This window comes from Pseudomonas sp. MYb327 (genome assembly GCF_040438925.1).
GTDB lineage: Bacteria > Pseudomonadota > Gammaproteobacteria > Pseudomonadales > Pseudomonadaceae > Aquipseudomonas.
In genome coordinates this window covers 2,948,774-2,969,724 of record NZ_CP159258.1, presented here as the reverse complement: position 1 = coordinate 2,969,724, position 20,951 = coordinate 2,948,774, and the positions used below count along the sequence as shown (strand labels likewise).

At 58.3% G+C, this 20,951-nt stretch carries 22 protein-coding genes; 11 read left to right on the top strand and 11 right to left on the bottom strand.

Going from position 1 to position 20,951, the window contains the following annotated elements; all coding sequences use genetic code 11:
• Positions 1-60 precede the first annotated feature (60 nt).
• From ABVN21_RS13340 to ABVN21_RS13330, 3 genes are all read left to right on the top strand, one after another.
• Entirely contained in the window at positions 61-303 is a 243-nt protein-coding gene (locus tag ABVN21_RS13340; RefSeq protein ID WP_339555225.1) for a hypothetical protein, read from the top strand.
• An 11-nt stretch (positions 304-314) separates the two neighbouring features.
• Positions 315-482: a hypothetical protein gene (locus ABVN21_RS13335; protein WP_339555226.1), complete on the top strand. Its 168-nt coding sequence runs from the start codon at positions 315-317 to the stop codon at positions 480-482.
• A gap of 86 nt (positions 483-568) precedes the next feature.
• A complete protein-coding gene (locus tag ABVN21_RS13330; RefSeq protein ID WP_339555322.1) occupies positions 569-1,150 on the top strand; it encodes a hypothetical protein in 582 nt (193 codons plus the stop codon).
• A gap of 345 nt (positions 1,151-1,495) precedes the next feature.
• On the opposite strand, the gene ABVN21_RS13325 is transcribed toward ABVN21_RS13330, so the two are convergent.
• On the bottom strand, positions 1,496-2,011 hold the full coding sequence (locus tag ABVN21_RS13325) for an Hcp family type VI secretion system effector (protein WP_339555227.1): 516 nt from the start codon (positions 2,009-2,011) through the stop codon (positions 1,496-1,498).
• A 328-nt stretch (positions 2,012-2,339) separates the two neighbouring features.
• Here ABVN21_RS13325 and ABVN21_RS13320 point away from each other — a divergent pair, with 328 nt between their 5' ends.
• Positions 2,340-3,017 (top strand): type 1 glutamine amidotransferase domain-containing protein, encoded by a 678-nt coding sequence (locus ABVN21_RS13320; RefSeq protein ID WP_339555228.1) that lies wholly within the window; start codon positions 2,340-2,342, stop codon positions 3,015-3,017.
• A gap of 90 nt (positions 3,018-3,107) precedes the next feature.
• Here ABVN21_RS13320 and ABVN21_RS13315 read toward each other — a convergent pair whose 3' ends face one another.
• From ABVN21_RS13315 to ABVN21_RS13305, 3 genes are all read right to left on the bottom strand, one after another.
• On the bottom strand, positions 3,108-4,484 hold the full coding sequence (locus tag ABVN21_RS13315) for a VOC family protein (RefSeq protein ID WP_339555229.1): 1,377 nt from the start codon (positions 4,482-4,484) through the stop codon (positions 3,108-3,110).
• A 104-nt stretch (positions 4,485-4,588) separates the two neighbouring features.
• The gene (locus ABVN21_RS13310; protein WP_339555230.1) at positions 4,589-5,545 is read right to left on the bottom strand and encodes an alpha/beta fold hydrolase; all 957 of its coding nucleotides are present in this window, start codon (positions 5,543-5,545) and stop codon (positions 4,589-4,591) included.
• 22 nt (positions 5,546-5,567) lie between these two features.
• Positions 5,568-7,022, bottom strand: a complete 1,455-nt coding sequence (locus tag ABVN21_RS13305) for an NAD(P)/FAD-dependent oxidoreductase (RefSeq protein WP_339555231.1) — start codon at positions 7,020-7,022, stop codon at positions 5,568-5,570.
• Positions 7,023-7,307: 285 nt separating this feature from the next.
• Here ABVN21_RS13305 and ABVN21_RS13300 point away from each other — a divergent pair, with 285 nt between their 5' ends.
• Positions 7,308-8,381, top strand: coding sequence for a diguanylate cyclase (locus ABVN21_RS13300; RefSeq protein WP_339555232.1), 1,074 nt, complete (start codon positions 7,308-7,310; stop codon positions 8,379-8,381).
• A 118-nt stretch (positions 8,382-8,499) separates the two neighbouring features.
• Here ABVN21_RS13300 and ABVN21_RS13295 read toward each other — a convergent pair whose 3' ends face one another.
• From ABVN21_RS13295 to ABVN21_RS13285, 3 genes are all read right to left on the bottom strand, one after another.
• Entirely contained in the window at positions 8,500-9,369 is an 870-nt protein-coding gene (locus ABVN21_RS13295) for an oxaloacetate decarboxylase (RefSeq protein ID WP_339555233.1), read from the bottom strand.
• A 168-nt stretch (positions 9,370-9,537) separates the two neighbouring features.
• The gene (gene astA / locus ABVN21_RS13290) at positions 9,538-10,572 is read right to left on the bottom strand and encodes an arginine N-succinyltransferase (protein WP_339555234.1); all 1,035 of its coding nucleotides are present in this window, start codon (positions 10,570-10,572) and stop codon (positions 9,538-9,540) included.
• Positions 10,573-10,633: 61 nt separating this feature from the next.
• Positions 10,634-11,650 (bottom strand): arginine N-succinyltransferase, encoded by a 1,017-nt coding sequence (locus ABVN21_RS13285; RefSeq protein WP_339555235.1) that lies wholly within the window; start codon positions 11,648-11,650, stop codon positions 10,634-10,636.
• A 595-nt stretch (positions 11,651-12,245) separates the two neighbouring features.
• On the opposite strand from ABVN21_RS13285, the gene ABVN21_RS13280 reads away from it, so the two are divergent.
• Both ABVN21_RS13280 and cobF read left to right on the top strand, forming a co-directional pair.
• Positions 12,246-12,818 carry a histidine phosphatase family protein gene (locus ABVN21_RS13280; protein ID WP_339555236.1) on the top strand — a complete coding sequence of 191 codons (573 nt, stop codon included), beginning with the start codon at positions 12,246-12,248 and terminating at the stop codon, positions 12,816-12,818.
• Complete coding sequence (gene cobF / locus ABVN21_RS13275) at positions 12,818-13,573, top strand: precorrin-6A synthase (deacetylating) (protein WP_339555237.1); 756 nt, start codon at positions 12,818-12,820, stop codon at positions 13,571-13,573. Before ABVN21_RS13280 ends, cobF begins: the two co-directional genes overlap by 1 nt.
• A gap of 51 nt (positions 13,574-13,624) precedes the next feature.
• On the opposite strand, the gene ftrA is transcribed toward cobF, so the two are convergent.
• Positions 13,625-14,599 (bottom strand): transcriptional regulator FtrA, encoded by a 975-nt coding sequence (gene ftrA / locus ABVN21_RS13270; protein WP_339555238.1) that lies wholly within the window; start codon positions 14,597-14,599, stop codon positions 13,625-13,627.
• A gap of 101 nt (positions 14,600-14,700) precedes the next feature.
• Between ftrA and ABVN21_RS13265 the strand changes: the two genes are divergently transcribed.
• The 4 genes from ABVN21_RS13265 (at position 14,701) to ABVN21_RS13250 (ending at position 18,389) form a co-directional block, all read left to right on the top strand.
• Positions 14,701-15,129: a rhodanese-like domain-containing protein gene (locus tag ABVN21_RS13265; RefSeq protein WP_339555239.1), complete on the top strand. Its 429-nt coding sequence runs from the start codon at positions 14,701-14,703 to the stop codon at positions 15,127-15,129.
• 304 nt (positions 15,130-15,433) lie between these two features.
• On the top strand, positions 15,434-16,216 hold the full coding sequence (locus ABVN21_RS13260; protein WP_223506146.1) for an ABC transporter substrate-binding protein: 783 nt from the start codon (positions 15,434-15,436) through the stop codon (positions 16,214-16,216).
• 196 nt (positions 16,217-16,412) lie between these two features.
• Complete coding sequence (locus ABVN21_RS13255; protein ID WP_339555240.1) at positions 16,413-17,525, top strand: succinylglutamate desuccinylase/aspartoacylase family protein; 1,113 nt, start codon at positions 16,413-16,415, stop codon at positions 17,523-17,525.
• Between the two features lie 147 nt (positions 17,526-17,672).
• A complete protein-coding gene (locus tag ABVN21_RS13250) occupies positions 17,673-18,389 on the top strand; it encodes a dienelactone hydrolase family protein (RefSeq protein WP_339555241.1) in 717 nt (238 codons plus the stop codon).
• Positions 18,390-18,392: 3 nt separating this feature from the next.
• On the opposite strand, the gene ABVN21_RS13245 is transcribed toward ABVN21_RS13250, so the two are convergent.
• The 3 genes from ABVN21_RS13245 to ABVN21_RS13235 form a co-directional block, all read right to left on the bottom strand.
• On the bottom strand, positions 18,393-18,965 hold the full coding sequence (locus ABVN21_RS13245) for a hypothetical protein (protein WP_339555242.1): 573 nt from the start codon (positions 18,963-18,965) through the stop codon (positions 18,393-18,395).
• A 136-nt stretch (positions 18,966-19,101) separates the two neighbouring features.
• Positions 19,102-19,776: a glutathione S-transferase N-terminal domain-containing protein gene (locus ABVN21_RS13240; RefSeq protein WP_339555243.1), complete on the bottom strand. Its 675-nt coding sequence runs from the start codon at positions 19,774-19,776 to the stop codon at positions 19,102-19,104.
• An 84-nt stretch (positions 19,777-19,860) separates the two neighbouring features.
• Positions 19,861-20,652, bottom strand: a complete 792-nt coding sequence (locus ABVN21_RS13235) for a hypothetical protein (protein ID WP_339555244.1) — start codon at positions 20,650-20,652, stop codon at positions 19,861-19,863.
• Positions 20,653-20,951 lie beyond the last annotated feature (299 nt).

Genomic DNA, 20,951 nt, shown 5'->3' with positions numbered 1-20,951 from the left:
CGGAACTCTCGGCAAAGCGCTGTCCTCCTAAGTCTATTAGCCCTGCGACAGGAGCCCGCCATGAGCGAAGACCTCACACCGCCCGACCTTGACGCATGGCAGCGCCTGTTTGAGGACGAAGCCTACTGGCAACAGTCCCCGGACTCTTACTTCATGGATTTGCAGCGTCTGGCTGACGATCTGTTGGGGCAGGGCGCCATTGACCTCGAACAATGGCAGGGACTCAAAGCCAAGGCGGAGCAGTCCCACAAAGATTCACCGGCGATCAACGTTGCCCGGGAACTCGATGATCCTGAAGCCTGAGGAGAATGCTCATGAAACCCACCCCCGATACCGAACACCCCGACGAGCCACGGCCACCCGGAGAAACCGAGCGCGACAACGACGCCCTGCGCCCCACCGACCCGACCCGACGCAAGGAAAGCGGCAAAGGCACCGCGAGCGGCGAATCGACCGCGCAAGAAACTGCGAACACTCCCTGATCAGCGTCTATGCTCATTCGACACACGGTGTTGAACCCGCATTTCAGCGCCGTTTGTCATCATTTATCACAGGGAATGTTCTGCCTATGAAACTTCACGCACTGACCAAAGCCGTCACACTCGCCACCTTGCTGTCCGCCGCCAGTTTTAGCGCCGTTGCAGCAGACATTCCGTTGTCCGCCGTCGTGGAAGCTGATCAGATCACTGCCACTGTCGTTTCAGTCGATGCCGCCAAGCACCAAGTTGTTCTTAAGGGGCCGGACGGTCGCGAGGTCCATTTTCAATTGACCGATAAGGCGAAAAACCTCGGCAACCTGAAAACGGGCGATCAGGTCGACATCAAAGTCGCCCGCTCTGTCGCGGCCTACCTCGACACCGATGTCGACAAAGGCTTGCCAGGCACTACGGAAGGCGTCGGTGAAGCTCGCAACGCACCGGGTAGCGCCCCTGGCGGCGAAGCGTATCGTCAGATACAAGTCCAGCTGAAAATCACCGCAATCGATGTGAAGAAAAACCAGGTCACCTTTGAGAATCCGAAGGGGGAGAGCAAAACCATCACTGTCGATAAACCGGAAATTCAAGCGAAGCTTAAGGACCTGAAAGTTGGGCAAAGCGTCTACGTGACGTATACCGATTTCCTGCAGGTGACCAGCAAATCCGGAAGTTGATTTTTTAGTTTTGGTTATTGATTAACCCTGTACAGTTTTTGTATTGGGTTAATCAATTTCCTTGTTTTCGCTGGTGGTTTTTTTCGCTCGATCTGAAGAGTTATCAAGCGGCAATCGACAGAGGATGTATCTGCAAATTTCATGTTTCAGACGCGGACTTCTTCAGCGACTTCATTTAAAATGCGCCCCGTTCGTCCAGTGTCAGGGCTCTTTACCAGTGCATGGAATGCCGAGGTCTTTGCACTGGGCGAACTCTCGTTATTCAGCATGCCTTTTCCTTTTTTAAACCTCACAAACTAAATCGACCAGCAGAGCTGGCCGATATCTATTGTCGTTCGCGCAGAATTATCCTGCGATTGGAGAGCGCCAATCATCGGAACCCGAAGTACCGGAAGCAACGTGAGTCCAGGTTATCTTCCGATAGCTGAAGTGCACATCTTCCAAGTGGGTGAAGTGTCCATTGGCAGGGTCCTGACAGTTGTGCATGTAGTCCTTGATATGAACGATAACGGCATCTTCAAGGGTGGTGGTGTAGTAGTGTTCCTGAGCGCCGGACTTGGTGCGATACCACTTGATTTCGACATTGGTAATCAATTCCCCGGCAGTCAGGGCGCGCAGCAGCAAAGGCGAGGCCTTGTCGAGCACTTTGGTAACGACCATGGGTTTGTGAACGCGCTGCCCCGTGGGTTGGCCGGACTGCGGGTCTCGGGGAATGGTCACCTCATGGCTGAACGCCTGTACCAGGACTTCGTCCTTATGACCCTCTTGATAGATGTTGCCAACCGAGTCTTGAGTGAATGCGTCTTTAGTGATCAAACCTTGTATTTCACCAGTGACGGACATGTACGCGGGTGTAGCCATGGATGCTCTCCTTGCTAAAGTAAATGATGCGCCCGAGGGCCATATCGCTCAGCGGGGGCCTGACTGTTAACAAGGTCCGTGCCAAAAGCCTGAAAGCTATAGCGATCAGGCAATTGGCTGATTTTTCATAGGTTTCACCGCCAAAATCCATCTGTATCTGCGCAGAAAGTTGCGCAACCAAGGACAGGCTTTTGCGCACCTTGTCGAAAGGCCTTGCAGGCCGAACGATCAACCCGGTGCCAAGGTCTTACGCCAGTATTATCGCGCAGGTTTTTGCGCATCACGGCCACAAGCCACCAACGCAGTCCCGAGACGGAGTGAAGACGACATGAAAATCCTGATGGTTTTAACGTCCCACGATCAATTGGGTAACACCGGTAAGAAAACCGGATTCTGGCTGGAAGAATTCGCAGCGCCGTATTTCGCCTTCAAGGACGCTGGCGCTCAGTTGACCCTTGCCTCGCCCAAGGGCGGTCAGCCACCGCTGGACCCGAAAAGCGACGAGCCGGATGCGCAAACCGAAGCCACCGAGCGCTTCCGCAAGGACCCGGCGGCACAATCCGCATTGGCGTCGACCGTCCAGTTGGGCACGGTGAAAGCCGGGGATTACGACGCAGTGTTCTATCCCGGCGGACATGGCCCGCTTTGGGACCTGGCCGAAGACAAGCAGTCCATTGCACTCATCGAAGCGTTTTACAACGCGGGCAAGCCGGTCGCCGCCGTTTGCCACGCACCGGGTGTGCTGCGTCATGCCAAGGGTGCGGACGGCCAGCCGTTGGTCAAAGGCAAGAAGGTCACGGGTTTCACCAACAGCGAAGAAGAAGCAGTGCAATTGACCAAGGTCGTGCCGTTTCTGGTGGAAGACGAGCTCAAGGCCAAGGGCGGGATTTTTTCAAAGGGGCCTGATTGGGCGAGCTACGTGCTCACCGACGGCCTGTTGCTGACCGGGCAGAATCCGGCTTCGTCGCAAGCTGCGGCTGAAGCGTTATTGGCGAAATTGAAGTAGACGCAATCCTGTAGGAGCCCGGCTTGCCGGCGATGGCGGACGTGAAATCGCTATCGCTGGCGAGCGAGGCTCCTACAGTTCTGTGGCGGACTAACGTAGTGCGGCGAAGCACTGCTCGATCGAACGTCGCTGGGTCTCTGCATACAACTCCAACTCATCAATCGTCGAACGCCCCAAGGCCTTTTCAAACGCTTGCTGGTTGGAATGCACGCCATAGTGGGTTTGTGCGGCATCCCCCAGGTTTGACTGAAAAATCCCCGCAGCACTGACGGGCAGAAAATCTTCGTACACCAACGGTTCAACCCGCAGATAACCGCCGCTGAGCAGATCTTCCAGCGTCGCGGTTTTCAGTTCATGGGCCGCCAATCCTTTTTCCGTCACGAAATAGCGAAAGTACGCCAGTTCCTGCTGGCGCATGCCTTCGTAGGTGTCGGGAAATTCGCTGAAGTGCTGTGTCATCAGAGCGTTGTAGCGTGCGGCGTTGGCTTCGTTGGGGAAGTCCTTGAGTTCATCTCGTGCGGCATTGAGCAATCGGTCGTAAAGCGCTCGGCCTTTGGGTGTAAGGGCGGCGCCGCGTTGTTCGATTTCACCGAAACGGGCGCTGTGGCTGCCACGAGTGTCGGCCTGGTCAGTGAACGCAATCGGTTCGTCGAGCGCCTTGAAACTGGTCTGGCGCAGCAGGATCGGGCATTGACGGCGCGGCGGGCCTTCGATCACCGCTTTGGGCGTGATGCCGTGGACAGGCATTTGCGCCTGGACAATGTCGATGTCCAGGGTGCGCGGCGTCAGGTGATTGATGTGCGGGCCTTTGAACGCCACGACATCGGCAATCAGCCGATGTTGGGCGCTGAGTTGCTGGTATTGCTCGGCGGTGACCGTGGCGCTGTGATGCCAGCGGAAGGTTTCCAGTGCCTGTTTGACGAACGCTTCAGCCTCTTGCTCGGTAAGCCCGCCATTGGTTTCAGCGCGGTCGATGAGCGTGAGCGCGTCGGGGGTGAAGATCGAACGCTGGTCCAATGCCGACTGGGCAAAGGCGCGCAGTTCCAGGTCTTCGATCAGCTCCAGGCGCAGCAGTGAGGTGAACACCCGGAATGGGCTGATCTGCAACGCCGATTCATGCACGGCACGAAATGCTGTTGAGTGCACCGGCACTCCGGCCGGCGTCAGGTCGTAATAACCCACCGGCTGCATGCCCATCACGGCGAACAGGCGGGCGAGGGTCGCCAGTTCAGCGGCCGTGCCGACCCGGATCGCGCCGTGACGCTCGAGGTCTAGACGCTCGATTTCGCCGGTGCTGTTCAACTGCCGGGCGACTTGCGGATCGCTTTCCAGCACGTGACGGTTGGTCTGTTCCACCAACTCCATCAGCGCGCCGTACAGCGGCACCTCTTCGCGGTACATGTCGGACATCGCTTTGGAGAAGCGTTGACGGATCAGGTCGGGGCTGACGAAGTTCGGGTGGTTCATGAACACAATTCCTGGCGCGGTGACGTTGAGCAAAAGATCGCAGCCTTCAACGTTGCCGACAAACGAAGTTTCTGACGAACTTCATTCTGCAAACGACTGCATCCTCAATGCAGTCGTTGATCCTGTGGGCTCTCCGAGCGCAGGGATGCCAAAAACTCCCGATACAGGCGCGCCGAACCGGCAGGCGCTTCAAGCATCGGCATATGGCCGATGCCTTCCCATATTTCCACACGCAGATCGGCGATGCCTTTGCTCCAGATGGCCACGCTGCTGACATCGATCAAGCGATCCTTGCGCCCCCACAGCAACAGCGCCGGCGCCTTGATCTCCGGAAGTTTCGATTCCATGGGGGGGCTGGCGCGAAAATCCCGGAAGATTTCTTCCAGTTCGTCCCGTGACTGTTCATAGCGATGGGCAATGGCGTCCAGCACCACGCGGGGCATCCACGGTGGCTCGGCCATGGTCATGGCGTAGAAATATTTGAATTCCTCCCGTGAATTGATCAGGAACGGGTTGTGGCCCTTGGCCAAATGTCGCTCCAGATCACTGGGCTCCGGCGAGGCGACGCCCGCCGGGTCGAACAGGGCGACCGAGACGATCCGCTCCGGATAGTTGGCCGCGAGCCAGGCGGCGATGTAGCCGCCCATCGAGTTGCCAATCACGTGCACTTTGTCGACACCACAGACGTCGAGCAGCTGAATCATTCGCTTGGCCTGCAACGCAATGTCATAGCCGCCGCCAGCCTTGAAGCCGGTTTCACCATGGCCGGCGATGTCGGGAATGATTACCCGATAGTTGCCGACAAAATGCCGGGCAAAGCGCAGCCAGAGGTTTTTGTCGGCGCTGAAGCCGTGCAGCATCAAGACGTTGCTCGACGCTTCATACGGCCCGCCTTGCCAGGTTGAAACCGTCATTTCCGAAATGGGCACGACAATTTTGTGCAGTTTGTACAGCTTGGCTTCGGTGGCCACGCTCAAGTCATAGATCCAGTACCCGATCGCTGGATAGCTTAACCAGCTCCAGGCTGCGAAAACCGCGATTGCGACAACCAATAGGAGCATCAGGCGTCTTCCTTCTAACGGTTCAAGACAAAATGTGATCGGCGGGTTTCAGGGCTCGGGTCAAGCGATGAAAGCTGAAACTGAACCCCGGAAACATGGCAATCACATGACCGCTCTTGCTTTGATACCAACTGTGGCAGCCTCCAGACTTCCACACGGTACGTTCCATTTCTCTATGGATCATTTCAGTGTAGGTACGTTCTGCCTCGGGGCGAACTTCGATGCTGCGCAAACCTTGTGTTTTTAACGTGCGAATACAGTCGAGGATGTAATTCATCTGCGATTCGATGATGAACAGCGCCGATGTGTGGCCGATTCCGGTGTTCGGGCCGGTGACGATAAAGAGATTGGGGAAGTCCGGCAGGCTCGTGCCGAGGTACGCCCGCGGATACTCGGCCCAGACATTTCGCAATTGTGTGCCGTTTTTGCCGGTGACCGGGTAGGAAATTACCCCGTCGGTGGCGTCGTAACCGGTGGACCACACAATCAGGTCGAGATCGACATGCTGGCCGTCCTGCATGACGAGCCCGGTTTCATCGATTTCGCCGATGCCCTGTTCGCGGCTGTGCAATGTCACGTTGCTGCGACCCAGTGCCGGATACAGCGTGCTCGACAGAATCACCCGCTTGCAGCCGATGGTGTAGTCCGGCGTCAGTTTTCGCCGCAGTTCGGCGTCCGGAACTTGGCGCTTGATAAACCGCAGCGCCTGATGCTGGACCATGCGCACAGCCGGTTTCGAATATTTGAAAGCAATCACCCGGGTTTCGAATTGCCAGTAAATCATCCAGCGCAGCAGCGTGTAGGCCGGTTTCAATCCCAGCAACCAGCGTTGGAAGCGGCCGAACGTACGGTCGGCCCGGGGCAACACCCAATGCGGCGTGCGCTGGAACACATGCAGGTGCTCGACGACCGGGGCAATCGCCGGAATCACCTGGGCTGCACTGGCGCCGCTGCCGACGATGGCCACGCGTTTTTTCCGGTAATCGTAGGAGTGATCCCAATTGTTGGTATGAAAGCTCTTGCCCTGGAAGCGTTCCTGGCCTTTGAAGTGTGGGGTCACCGGTTGGCTCAGTGGTCCTGTGGCGTTGATCAGGAATTGCGCATGAAACGTGCCTTTGCCGGCGGTGTGAACAGCCCAGCGTTTGCCTTCGGCGTCCCATTCGATCCGTTCGACATTGGCCTCCAGTTCCACCCGGTCGCGCAGACCGAAGTGCTCCACCACGTAGCCGGTGTAGCGATGCAGTTCGGCCTGTTCGGCGAACATCTGCGTCCATCGATAAGGGGCGAAAGACAACGAGTACAGCGGCGAGGGCACGTCAACCGCCGCGCCGGGATAAGTGTTCTGGCACCAGGTGCCACCGAAGAAGTCCCGCCGTTCCAACAGACGGAAGTCGGTGATTCCTGCCTTGAGCAAATTGACCGCCGCACACTGGCCACCGAAACCGCTGCCGATGATTAGCACTTGAAAGGTCTGCATGGGCCTCCTTTTTTATCGTTATTGATCCAGCCTTACCTTCATGTATAGCCAAATCGCGAAGCATTGCTTTCGCTTTTGTAGGAGCAAGCTTGCGCGCGACGATTAGGGCGCCGCAGTGCATCAGGCTAACCGAGTTATCGTTCTTCGCGAGCAAGCTTGCTCATACAGATACCACGGTATTCAGCCCGCCGGCCGGTGATGGCTATTTAACGTTGCCCTGTTAGACTTCGGGCACACCCGTAACCCCGGTGTCAGCAGGTTCCGTTCTGTGGTGCAGAGGTCCCAATGGGAAAGATGGGAGGAAAAGGACTTTCACTGGCCAGGAGGCTTTACACATCGCGCACGCTCGGTCTGTTGCTGGGTCTGATCTGCGTGAGTGTGGCGATGTACCCGCTGAACCCCGCGCCGTGGGTCTGGGGCTTCATGCTGTTCAACGGCTTGCTCTGGCCACACCTGGCCTACCAATGGGCACGCCGGGCAAAGGCGCCTTATTTCGCCGAACACCGCAATCTGGTGGTAGACGCCTTCCTCGGCGGCTTCTGGGTCGCAGCCATGCAATTCAATCCGCTGCCCAGCGCGACCACCATTTCCATGATGGCGATGAACAACGTGGCCATCGGCGGTTTGCGTTTTGTGCTGGTGGGCAGCGTCGCGCAGATCCTCGGTATCGGCGTCGGATGGCTGATTTTCCGCCCGCTGTTCATTCCCGAAACCAGCCAGCTTCAGCTCTACGCCTGCCTGCCCTTGATGTGTTTCTACCCGTTGGCGCTGGGCTGGATCTGCTTCCGCCAGGCCCATACCCTGGGCCAGCAAAAGCGTGAATTGCTAGCCCTGAGCCGCACCGACAGCCTGACTGGCCTGCTCAATCACGGTGCCTGGAAGGATCAACTGGAAATCGAATTTCAGCGTTGCCAACGCCAGCATCAGGGCGGGGCGATTGCGCTGATCGACATCGACCATTTCAAAAGCATCAACGACACCTACGGCCATGTCGCCGGGGACATGGTCTTGCGGCAATTGAGCAAGACGCTCAAGCAGAACCTGCGCGCCACCGACGTTGCCGGACGTTATGGCGGCGACGAGTTTTGCGTGATTCTTCCGGACATGCCACTGAACAACGCCGCTGCGGCGATGGACGCCTTGCGTGACCGTTTCGCTACCCTCGGCTATGAACAAAGCCCGGCGCTGAAAGTCAGTCTGAGCATTGGGCTGGCCGCTTTCAACACCAACCACAATGACGCAACTTTATGGCTCAACGATGCTGACCAGGCACTGTACGAAGCCAAGAGCACCGGCCGTAATCGTGTCATCTGCTCCAGCAATAGCCTGCAGCAACATGAGTTGTTCGTTTCAGTCTGACAAACCTGCATTGCTCCTGTAGGAGCTGGCTTGCCAGCGATAGCAACCTTTCAGCCAACCCATCACCCGCGAATGTATCCGGTCTGCCGCAGGCTGCGATCTTTTCCCTCGTTACCCCTTACTCCTTAACATGCATAAACTCTTCCGCCCAACGGATGTATTCCGCTGGCTGCGTATAGGTATGCGTCAGTTCAGTCGCGCTCAGATCCGACGCCTGAGTAAATATCTGACGCTGTTCACGCAGGCTGTCGTACGTTGCCTTGATCGCGGCAAAGTAGGCGCCGTGGCCGTCGATGACGACACGCACGCCCAGTTCGGCCAGGCGTTTGTCATCACGCAACAACGGATTGCCGTAGGTCACCAGCATCAGCGGCACACTCAAGTGCTCGGCGATTTGTTCCAGGTGGTCGAAATCCTTCACGCCCACCATGCAGATTCCGTCAGCACCAGCGGCCTGGTATTGCTTGGTACGGCTGATAATCTCCTGGACCGGCAGAATGCCTGCGTGGGTGCGGGCGATGATTGCCATTTCCTTGTCACACCGGGCTTCCAGTGCTGCGCGGATCTTGCCGACACCTTCTGCGACAGTGATGAGGTCGGTGGATTTGCGGCCGAATTGTGCAGGCAGCAGGGTGTCTTCGATGGTCAGCGCGGCGACGCCGGCGCGCTCCAGTTCGACGATGGTGCGCATGACATTGAGTGCGTTGCCATAGCCGTGGTCGGCGTCGGCGATCACCGGCAGTTGGGCGACACGGCCAATGCGGGTGGCCTGCTCGGCGAACTCGCTGAGGGTGATCAAGGCAAAGTCAGGGGCGCCCAGAACCTGCAAGGAGGCAACCGAGCCACCGAGAATCCCCACCTCAAACCCCAGGTCGGCGGCAATGCGTGCCGACATCGGGTCGAAGACCGACGCCGTGTGATAGCAAGTATTGGAAGCGAACAGTTGACGGAAATTGCGGCGCAAATCTTGATGAGAAAGCCTGGACATATGAGTTCCACCAATGGAAATGGAAGGGCTTGAGCAAAAGTGTCAACGCCGAAGATGTAAAAGGCTATCACGGGGGCGGGTTGAGAATGATGACGAATTTGCAGGTGATTGCTGCCTGTTGCCAATTCTGTGATGAGGACGCTGTTTATTAATCGAACGGCTGACCGATCACGCCGCCACGACTTTTTGCAGTTTATTGACCAGCGGCACGGCACGCACGGAGTCACCGGGTTGCAGTTGCAGACGTTTTGCGGTGAGGCGGTCGACGATCAGGCTGTTGCTGAGTTGTCGTGCCGGGGCAGCAGTGATGCGGCAGTTTTCCAGGCGGCGGTTGTGAATCAGCCAAATCGGGGCCTGGTCATCCGGGGTGCCAATGGCCAACTCCAGTCTTTGACTCTCACGCACAGTGCGGATGCTCGGGATCTGCGCCTCGATCACCGGTCCCGCGTCGAAGATGTCAACGTATCCCTTGTGGGAAAAACCCTCGGCAGTGAGTATTTTCAGGGCCGGCCCGGTATCCGGATGAGGCTGGCCGATGACGGCCTGGGCCTGTTCGGTGAGCAGGCAGGTGTAGAGCGGCTGGCGTGGCATCAGTTCGGCAATGAACGATTTGTTGCCCAGCCCCGACAAGTGATCGGCATGGCTGAAGTCCATCTTGAAAAAATGCCGGCCCACGCTATCCCAGAAGGGCGAGCAGCCTTGTTCGTCGGCGGTGCCGCGCAGCTCGGCGATCAGCTTGTCACCAAACAGGTGGGGAAACTCCGCGACAAACAGCAAGCGTCCCAGGGAGAGCAATCGACCGTGACTGCCCTGGCGGTGATCACGGCGCAAAAACAACGAGCAGAGTTCCGATTGGCCGGTCATTTCATTGTTCAGAAACAAGGTCGGGATGTGGCGCTGGATACCCAGGTCCGGCGAAGAACTGACTGTCAGCCCCACGCGATAGTTGTACCAGGGCTCGCGCAGGCCAACGGCCCCCGTCAGGGCGCTGACACCCACCACCTGCTGATCGTCGTCTTCGAGCACGAACAGGTAATCGGCATCGGCGCGTTCGACTTGTTCGGCGAACGTTCTCTTGGCCCAACGCAAGCGGTGGCTCAAGCGTTCTTCGCTGGCAGGCAGGCTGGACAATCCGCGACCCGCCTGCTGCACCAGCGCAAGCAAGGCTGGCAGGTCGGTGACCTGAACCGGTCGGACAATCATCGGGCGGTTCCTTGGATGCGCCTGCTCCAGCGCGGTGATTGGGAACGGCGGCGGAAGAGCCTCACAGCGCGATCAGCCGGATCGGGCTGCCTTCGCTGACGTTCAAGGCTGCGCACATCCAGGCGTCCAGAACCACAGGTTGACCGACGTTGTAGTCCAGCTCAGCGACGATGGCGCGATAGTCGATCAGTGAATCGTTGCTCACCAGGTAGCGGCCACGGGCATCGATGGCCGCGCCGGTTTTTACCAGAGCGGTCTGGCTATGGGCGATGGAGCGAATGCTGCCGTTGCGTGCGTATAGCGTCGGGCCGCCGTCGAACAGATCCACGTAACTGTTGGTTTCGAATCCCTCGCGCTCAAGGATATCGAAGGCTTCCTGCCCGTCGGGATGAATACGGCCGATGCAGTCCTGCGCTGCCTGGGGCAACATCGGTACGTAAATCGGGTATTGCGGCATCAATTCAGCGAGAAACGTCCGGCTCTCCAGACCGCAAAGGCGCTCGGCCTCGACGTAGGGCAAATCGAAGAAATGTTTGCCGACCGCATCCCAGAAGGGCGAGTGTCCGTCCTCGCTGCTGAAACCGACAATCTCGGTGATTACCGCGTCGGCAAAACGTCGGGCATGCGCCGCAATGAACAACAGCCGCGCCCGTGACAACAGTTCGGAAAACGCGCTGCACACCCATGCTGCATCGATATGAAAGCCCCGCAGCAAAGTGTGGCCGCTGAGGTCGTGACACAACGAGAGCGTCGGTACACCATGCTCAATGTTCAGCTCTCGCGAGGCGCTGGTGAAGTGGCGGTTGCGCAGGCTGTAGAACGGTTCGTTGAAGCCGGCGATGGCGAGGATTTCCGAACAGCCCAGCAGACGTTGGGTTGCCTGATCTTCCAGCACGAAGAAGTAGTTCTCCGGGCCGGGACGCCGGACGTCTTGCTCGAATGACCTGACGGAGTCGAGAATTTTATCGCGCAAGCACTCACCGTCGTCCGGCAAGGACGTGACGCCCACCAGGCTTTCGCGAGCCAGTCGCTGCAATTCGGGCAGGTCGGTTAACTCCACTGGGCGCAATACCAGCATGGATGTACTCCTGTATCAAAGGGTTCGGCGGTTTGCACCGAACCTGACAATCACTGTCGGTTTCCACGCATGGGCGGTCGCTTGAACAATTTTCAGGCGCCGCTCTTTTTCTTAGTCAGTCTGCTATTCGGGTTTGGTCGCGCACAATCTCAGGCGTGAACCATAACCGTGTCCGGTTTGATCAAGGGGGTTTATGGAGAGGTGTTTGGACGGGACGGTGTCCAGGCCGGGATCGACGATCGGGTATTTGAATTCAGGCATCCGGGCTCCTGCTGGATGTACGGTTTCGATAGTCCGTTGAAGTCAGTATTTATTTAAGGCGCACTCCCTGTCTAGTTAATTTTCGTAGGTTTTTCAACACACGAACCCGAGGTGAAATGCCCGTACGTACGGGGCTACGTGGATGTCGATAAAGTTTGTAGGCCATCGCCTATAAACAGGTCGGAGATGGTCCCGGTTGTGAGATGAAACACGACCCGACCCCGGGCGCACCGACTGAAACGAAACACCCCCCGATCCTCTTTCTTACGGCACAATTGCGCGGTGGCTTACGGCGAGATGCCGGTTTTCCTTTTTATCTACAGAGTGATCTCTCGTGCAGGCAACCCGTTTGACCTTGATATGCCACGCCCGCACCGTCGCACAAAAAATGGCGCGTTTTCCTACGGACGAGCCTCTCGAGAGGGATTGGCAGTCGGCGAAGGGCTCATGCAGTTCTCGATACAAAGGGACGTCTCGGTTTCTGTGCGGGCCGGAACTGCGCACCCGCCAGACCGCGGAGTTGTTCAGCAACTCAGCTGAAATGGTTGATGCACTCAGGGATTGCGACTTCGGCCGCTGGAACGGCGTGCGGATCAAGAATCTGCAACACTCTGAACCCGAAAGTCTTCAGGCCTGGCTCGCCGACCCGAAGTTGGTGCCCCACGGCGGCGAGTCGGTGGCGCAGGTCGTTGAAAGGGTGGTCGCGTGGTTGAAATCACTGCAGGCGGCGCCGGGCCATGTGGTTGCCGTGACCCATCCATTTGTCATCCGCGCCGCGCTGACCCATGTCCTGCAAAGCCCGTCCTTCAACCTGATTGATGTAGAGCCGCTTTCGGCCATCGAATTGATCTTCAATGGTTGCTGGCGACTTCGGTTGCCAGGCACTGATACAGAGGGAGCGCTCTGATGAAAAAACTTCTGGTCATCGGCATCGGTGCCGGCAACCCTGACTACATCACCCTTCAGGCGGTGAAGGCGCTGAACAAGGTCGACGTGTTTTTCCTGATGGACAAGGGCCAGAGCAAGGACAAGCTGATCGACCTTCGGCGCGAGATCTGCGAGCGCCATATCACCGACCGCGATTACCGTTTGGTCGAAGCCCAAAGTCCTGAGCGCGATCGCGGGGATGTGGACTACAAGACCAGTGTCGATGATCTCAACCTGGCCAAACAGCAGACGTTCGAGCGGTTGATCATCGAGGAAATGTCCGACGACCAGTGCGGCGGATTCCTGGTGTGGGGTGACCCGGCGTTGTACGACAGCACCATTCGCATCCTCCAGGCGATTCTGGCGTCAGGCGCCTGTGCGTTCGAATTCGAAGTGATCCCGGGCATCACCAGCGTCCAGGCGCTGGCAGCGCAACATAAAGTCCCGCTGAACCAGATCGGCCGCTCGGTTGAAATTACCACCGGACGGCGGCTGGCGGCCGGGGAGGTGGGCGACGCCGACAGTCTGGTGGTGATGCTGGATGCACAGGATGCGTACCATCAGGTGGCGGATCAGGAGACAGAGATTTTCTGGGGCGCCTATCTGGGGACGCCGGATGAAATCCTCATCAGCGGTAAGCTCAAGGATGTGGCGGACGAGATCGAGCGGGTGCGTAAGGCGGCGCGGTTGGCCAATGGCTGGATCATGGATACTTATCTGTTGCGCAAGCCTTGAGGGGTTGATTGTCTGATCGGGCCTGCTCGCCATGGGGCCTTGAAGGCCACCTTACAAAACGGCTTTGACCTCCCGCCCAAACCGCTCCCGATACACCGACGGCGGCACGCCGACCACGCTTCGAAACGCCACCCGAAAGCTTTCCACCGAACGGTAACCACAGCGCAGGGCAATCTGCTCGGTGTTGTGATGGGTACTTTCCAGCAGTTCGCGGGCACGGCCCAGGCGCTCGTGTTGCAGCCACGTCTTGGGAGATTGGCCACTGGCTTCGGTGAAACGCCGCAAGAACGTACGCTCACTCATGGCTGCTTCGCTCGCCAGGTCGCGCACCTCCAGTGGTTCATGCAGACGTTCGCGTGCCCATTGCATGACGCGGGAAAGATCGCTGCGCGGTGTAGGACTGACCGGCGTGGGTATGAACTGCGCCTGCCCGCCGGTGCGTTGCGGCGACATCACCAGTCGCCGCGCTACTGAATTCGCCACTTGCGTACCGAAATCCCGGGCTACCAGATGCAGACACGCATCAATGCCAGCCGCGCTGCCGGCCGATGTGATCAATTGGCCTGAATCGACATACAGCACGTCAGGGTCTACCAGGATGTTCGGAAATTTTTCGGCCAGTTCCGTGGTGTAGCGCCAATGCGTGGTCGCACTGCGACCGTCGAGCAAACCTGTGGCAGCCAGCACGAAGACGCCGGAACAGATAGAAAGCAATCGCGTACCCCGGGCATGGGCCTGGCGCAGGGCAGTCAGCAACGCCTCGGGGACTGCCGCGTTGCGGTTGCGCCAACCGGGAACAATTATGGTCCGTGCCTGTTCCAGTAGTTCCAGACCGCCGTCGGCCAGCACCTGGATACCGCCCATGGCGCGCATCGGTCCTTGATCGACGGCGGCGATTTGATGGGTGTACCAGGGGAAGTCGAACTCCGGCCGCGCCAGGCCAAAGATCTCCACGGCGATGCCGAATTCGAAAGTGCAGAGGCCGTCGTAGGCCAGGATCGCGACCAATCCAGGGGTGGGCTGCATTTGGCGGAAAGTTCCCGGTGAGTGTCTTGTGCGCCACTGTAGCCGCAAGTGGCAGGCAGATAAAGTCTGCTCACACCCACTGACACTTAGGAGTACTGCCCATGACCAGCCTTGTCCGCGAAATTCCCGCCGCCCCATCGGCCATTGCCTTGATGCACTTCAGCAACCGTCTGACATTCGAAACCGATTGTTCCGACGTTCAGGGAAGCCAGGCTGCCGGCGAAGTTGATTTCATTCTGGTGGACGTGCGCGGTCCCCTGGCATTCGAGCGCGGACATGTACCGGGAGCGATCAATATTCCAGGACGATTAATCAACGCAGAAGCCTTGGCGGAATATCCGAAAAACAGCTTGTTCGTGGTCTATTGCGCTGGCCCCCATTGCAACGGCGCAAACAAGGCCGCGGTGAAACTGGCTGCATTGGGTTATCCGGTCAAGGAAATGATCGGTGGCGTGACCGGGTGGCTGGATGAAGGATTTGAGTTGAGCGTGCCGGCGCAGCACCGAGCCGTTGTTGGTTGCGAATGCTGACCTCAATTCACTGCTGATCGCCACCCGGGCGTGTACGACTCTTCCTCAGAAAACACCGGAAATCGAGTAGTTTTTTTCTGAAATCAGGAATTGTCCGACAGTCCTTGCACCGCCATGGCGCACACCACAAACGTCATCACTCCCCTGGCCACTTTTTTATAAGTAATTGTCGCTTCAACACAATTTACCCTCCTGTTGCCCCTCTAGACTGCCGGCCACTTCGGTCTTTACCAGCCACAAGCTACAGACCGAACGCTGACAATCGAAAGCTGCCAATAAAAGCCTCCGCACACAGGAGTTATAAATGAAGAAGCTAGTGATGTTTGGTGCCTTGGCACTGTCGATGTTGTCCCTGACCGCCGTGGCCGAAGACGCCAAGCCGATCCGCATCGGTATCGAAGCCGGTTACCCGCCATTCTCGATGAAAACCCCTGACGGCAAGCTCACCGGTTTCGACGTGGATATCGGCGACGCACTGTGCGAGCAGATGAAAGTGAAGTGCACTTGGGTCGAGCAAGAGTTCGATGGCCTGATCCCGGCACTGAAGGTCAAGAAAATCGACGCCATCCTGTCGTCCATGACCATCACTGATGATCGAAAGAAAAACGTCGATTTCACCATCAAGTACTACCACACACCGGCGCGCTTCGTGATGAAGGAAGGCACCGACGTGAAGGACCCTCTGACCGAGCTCAAAGGCAAGAAAGTCGGTGTTCTGCGCGCCAGTACTCACGACCGTTTCGCCACTGAAGTGCTGGTGCCGGCCGGGATCAACCTGGTTCGCTACGGCTCCCAGCAGGAAGCCAACCTGGACATGGTTTCTGGCCGCGTTGACGCGCTGCTGGCCGACTCGGTCAACCTGGACGACGGTTTCCTGAAGACCGACGCCGGCAAGGGCTTCGCGTTCGTAGGCCCTGAGTACAACGATCCGAAATACTTCGGCGGCGGCGCCGGCATTGCTGTGCGCAAGGGCGATACCGCGCTGGCCGAGCAGTTCAACAAAGCCATTACCGAAATCCGCGCCAACGGCAAGTACAAGCAAGTGCAGGACAAGTACTTCAAGTTTGACGTTTACGGCGAGGAATAACCGAGCCGTTTCAGAAAGTGGCAGCCGTTGACGCGGCTGCCACTTTTTTTATGTTCATGATTTATCCTGCCCGTCACATTTCCCAATTGTAGGAGCTGGCTTGCCAGCGAAGGCGATCCGACAGTCACACGTTTGCTGAATGTGCTGATTTCATCGCTGGCAAGCCAGCTTCTACAAGTTTTGTAGGAGTTTCCCTATGCAACGCATCGACCATTCTCTGCCCTGGAGCCATCTCGGTACCGAACGCACACTTAGCGTGTTTCGTTTTGGTGCCGGCACCCGCAAGGTCTATATCCAGGCCAGCCTGCATGCCGACGAATTGCCGGGAATGCGTACTGCCTGGGAACTGAAAAAGCGCCTGACCGAACTCGAAAATCAGGGGCAGTTGCAAGGCGTGATCGAACTGGTGCCGGTGGCCAACCCCATCGGTCTCGATCAGCATTTGCAAGGCAGCCACATGGGCCGTTTTGAATTGGGCAGCGGCAAGAACTTCAACCGTGCGTTTGTCGAACTCAGCGCGCCGGTGGCGCAATTGATTGGTGATCGTCTGGGCAGCGATGCCGAGGCCAACGTCGCGCTGATTCGCCAGGCCATGGGCCAGGTGCTCGACGACCTGCCGGCCCCGGCTTCGCAACTGGAAGCGATGCATCGGCTGTTGCTGCGTCACGCTTGCGAGGCGGACATCACCCTCGATTTGCATTGCGACTTCGACGCGGCGATTCACATTTACGCGCTGCCGCAACACTGGCCCCAGTGGCAATCCCTGGCCGCACGCCTGAAGGCCGGTGTCGCGTTGCTGTGCGAGGATTCGGGTGGCAGCTCGTTCGACGAATCTTGCTCCTCGCCGTGGTTGCGTCTGGCCAGGGCGTTCCCCGAAGCTGCCATTCCACCGGCCAACCTGGCGACGACCCTGGAACTGGGCAGCATGGGTGACACCCGCGTTGACCAGGCGCAAGCCAATTGCGAGGCGATTCTTGGTTTTCTCGCCGAGCAGGGTTTCATCAATGGTACTTGGCCGGCGGCACCGGCTGAATGTTGTGAGGGCATGCCGTTCGAAGGCACCGAATACCTGTTCGCGCCGCATCACGGGGTGGTGAGTTTTCTGCGCGAGGCCGGTGAATGGGTGGAGAAGGGCGATGCAGTGTTTGAAGTGGTTGACCCGTTGAACGACAAGGTCACCACGGTGTGCGCCGGTACCAGTGGCGTGCTGTTTGCGATAGATCGCGGGCGCTATACGCAACCGGGTACCTGGCAAGCGAAGGTGGCGGGGCGCGAGCCGATTCGGGTGGGCAAGTTGATCAACGACTAACCCGATTCTTCTGTAGGAGCTGGCTTGCCAGCGATGGGACCCTCGAGACCTTTATCGCTGGCAAGCCAGCTCCTACAGAGGGGAGTGCGTAGCCGGGAAGAGATGTTAGGCTCTGAACCGAATTCTGCGCACTGTGAAGGAAGGTCTATGTTGAAGTTTCTCGCTCTGCTCACGCTGCTCGCGTCCGCTGCTGTCCATGCTCAAACCCCGCTGCAAACCGATCTGCCGCTCAAGTACCTGGAGCAGGCCAACCCCGATTCCCGCGACCAGCCCCTGGTGATTTTTCTCCACGGTTACGGCAGTAACGAGCAGGATCTGTTCGGTATTAAGGATGAGTTGCCCACGCAGTACAACTACCTGTCCGTGCGCGCGCCAATGGTAATGCAAGAGGGCAGCTATCAGTGGTTTCGCAAGAAGGGGGAAGGTGCCTACAACGGTGAGACCGATGATCTGAAAGCCAGCGGCAAGGTGTTGCTGGAGTTCGTCGACCAGGCGGCGAAGAAGTATCACACCGAACCGGGCAAGGTGTATCTGGTGGGGTTCAGCCAGGGGGCGATCATGTCCTACGAGGTCGCCCTGCGACACCCCGAAGCAGTGGGCGGGATCGCTGCGTTGAGCGGGCGGATTTTGCCGGTGCTCAAATCCGAGCTGAAACCGGATGAAAAACGCCAGTCGCTGGCGATTTTCATCGGTCATGGCACCGCGGACACAAGACTTCCGTACAGCGATGGCAGCGAGGCCAACAGTCTGTTGCAGAGCGTTTCACTCGAGCCCGAGTTTCACGCCTATCAAGGCGTCGGGCACAGCATCAGTGCCGACGAGATTCAGGACTTGAGTGCCTGGTTGCAACGCCTCAATCCTTGACGCCTATTTGCCGCTGACGATCTGTTTGATCAGCGTCTCGTGGGCCGCCATGTCGCCTGGACGGGAAATGACCTGAATCACGGTCATGCGGTTTCCGGACGCTGCCATCAGCGTGGTGTTGAGGGTCACGCCGCCGCCCTGGGTGGCGGTGCTGTCGACCTGGCGCACACCCAGCCCAGTGCTTTTCAGGGTCAGGCTTTTTTCGCTGAGCTTGTTGTAATCCGGCAGTGCCTTGCGTTGTGACGCGTCGAAATCGGCCGCGGTGCCGTCGAGAAACTCGCCGTCGTTATCCTTGACCTGAGTGCCTTCCGGCAGATTGTTTTCGGCAGTGATGACTACGGTTTTGGTGGTCTCGTTGCTGTACAGCGTGCCGCTCGCGCCGGTAGGACTGGCTGGCAGCGGGTTGGCGATGAAACCTTTGGGCAGGGTGAAGGTGAACTTGCCGCCAAGCAGCGAGACTTTCTGAGCCTGCGCGGTCTCCTTGGCGGTGGCCTTGGCAGCCTGCGCATTCAAAGCCCCCAGGCTGGCAACCGCTGCCAGCAACAGGACAACGGCTTTTTTACTCAACAGTGACATTCGGAATCTCCAGGGATGGTCGCGCGGTGGGGCGCGATCATCCCATGGAGGTTGTGGCGGGTTCCAGCGCGGGCTAACGGACGGTCACGTTCTCCGGACCTTGTGCAAATATTTGTGGCGAATGTCAGGAGACGGATCACTGCGCCTGATGTTGCGGGAACAGATTGCGGCGGGTTTCTTCGTCGAACTCGGCCTTCAATACCAGTTTTTCCTTCAAACCGAGCGCACGCTGGGCTGCCGGGCGAGCGCTGATTTGCTCGAACAGGCGCTTGACGTTCGGATAGGCCGACAAACCGTTTTCACCGAGGATGTACGGCGCGTAATTGCCCCAACCCCAGAGCGCCATGTCGGCGATGCTGTAGCTGTCGCCGGCCAGGTATTGATGCTCGGCCAGGCGTTGATCAAGCACGCGGTAATGACGCTCGACTTCCTTGAGGTAACGGTTTTTCGCGTAAGGCAGGTCTTCCGGAGCGTGATGCAGGAAGTGCACGGCCTGGCCGGAGAACGGCGACAGGCCGGTGGCGATGAACATCAGCCACGAAAGCAATTCGGCATTGCCGGCAGCGGAAGTCGGCAAGAAACGCTGATGTTTTTGCGCCAGGTGTAACAGGATGGCCTGGGAGTCGAAGACTGTGGCATCACCATCGACCAGGGCCGGGACCTTGGCGTTCGGGTTGATCGCCAAAAAGGCTGGCTGGTGTTGCTCGCCCTTGAAGGTGTCGACGCCGATCAGTTCATAAGGGGTTTGCAGCTCTTCGAGCAGCAGGGCGACTTTCATTGGGTTCGGCGAAGGGTGGAAAAAGAATTTCATGGTGTAGGCCTCAGTCGTTGATTGGTTAGGAACTGAGGCTGATGGTGGGCCAAACCTGTTCGAATGACGCACGAGTTTATTGCTCTACTCGTGCGAAATAATCGTAGGTTTTGCGGGGGTTTTTACCGGCCGTGCCAACAGGCGTTTGGTCACGCCCAACATCGCCACGGACACCGCGACGCCGAGGGCAAACGCATTCATTCCCAGACTTGGCAACGCCAGCGACAGGACCAGGCAAAACGCCGAGAACGAGTACATGCCGGTGGCCGTCGCTCGCAGCAGGGCTGCGGTAAACGCCGGGCCACGGGTTTGCTGGGAGAATACTGCCATCACGCTACCGAGCACCGGGAACACCGCAAGCAGGCCGCTCCAGCGATCACCCACGGTGCTGGCGAGCAAGGTGACCGCGAGGGTCAGCAGGGCGCCGGCAATCATGCGCAGCAGTAACTTGTCGGACTTCGGCGCGGGGCCGGAAACGATCGGCTGCACCGCTGGGAACAAGTAGGGCGCGGCCAGCAGCGCTGTCGCGGCGGCGATCACCGAGAACAGCAGCGACGGCGGCGCCAACGACAAGGCCACCGCAGCCAAGGCCCACACCGACAGCGAAACCGTCAGCGCCAGTGGCCATCCGGCACGTTGGGCGACCTGCGCGTAGGTCACGCAAAAGGCAATCATCGCGAACATCGCCGACAGTGCGGCCATGGCCGATTGGGCGGCGAACAGTTCACCCTGTTCGATGGCGAGGAAAAACAGAATCGGCCCGACCACCACTGGCAACCCCGACAGCCAACCGGCCACACTCGGCCCCCAGCGTTTACCAGCCAGGGAAATCAGCAGCAGGAACCCTGGAATCACCAGCAATTTGAGCATCAGCACGCGCACATCTCCGATCCATTTCTGACCGCAACGTTAGCATCGCGGGTACCAGATTGCTCTATAGATACCGATATTTTGTATACAAAAACAATCCCTGTAGGAACTGGCTTGCCAGCGATGAGGCCGGCACATCCAACATCACCGGTGGCTGACACTCCGCCATCGCTGGCAAGCCAGCTCCTACAGGGGATTTGTGGTTGTCCATGGCTTTCGTGTGCACCGTGGTCAATTGTAGGAGCTGGCTTGCCAGCGATGAGGCCGGCACAGCCAACATCTTCGGTGACTGACACTCCGCCATC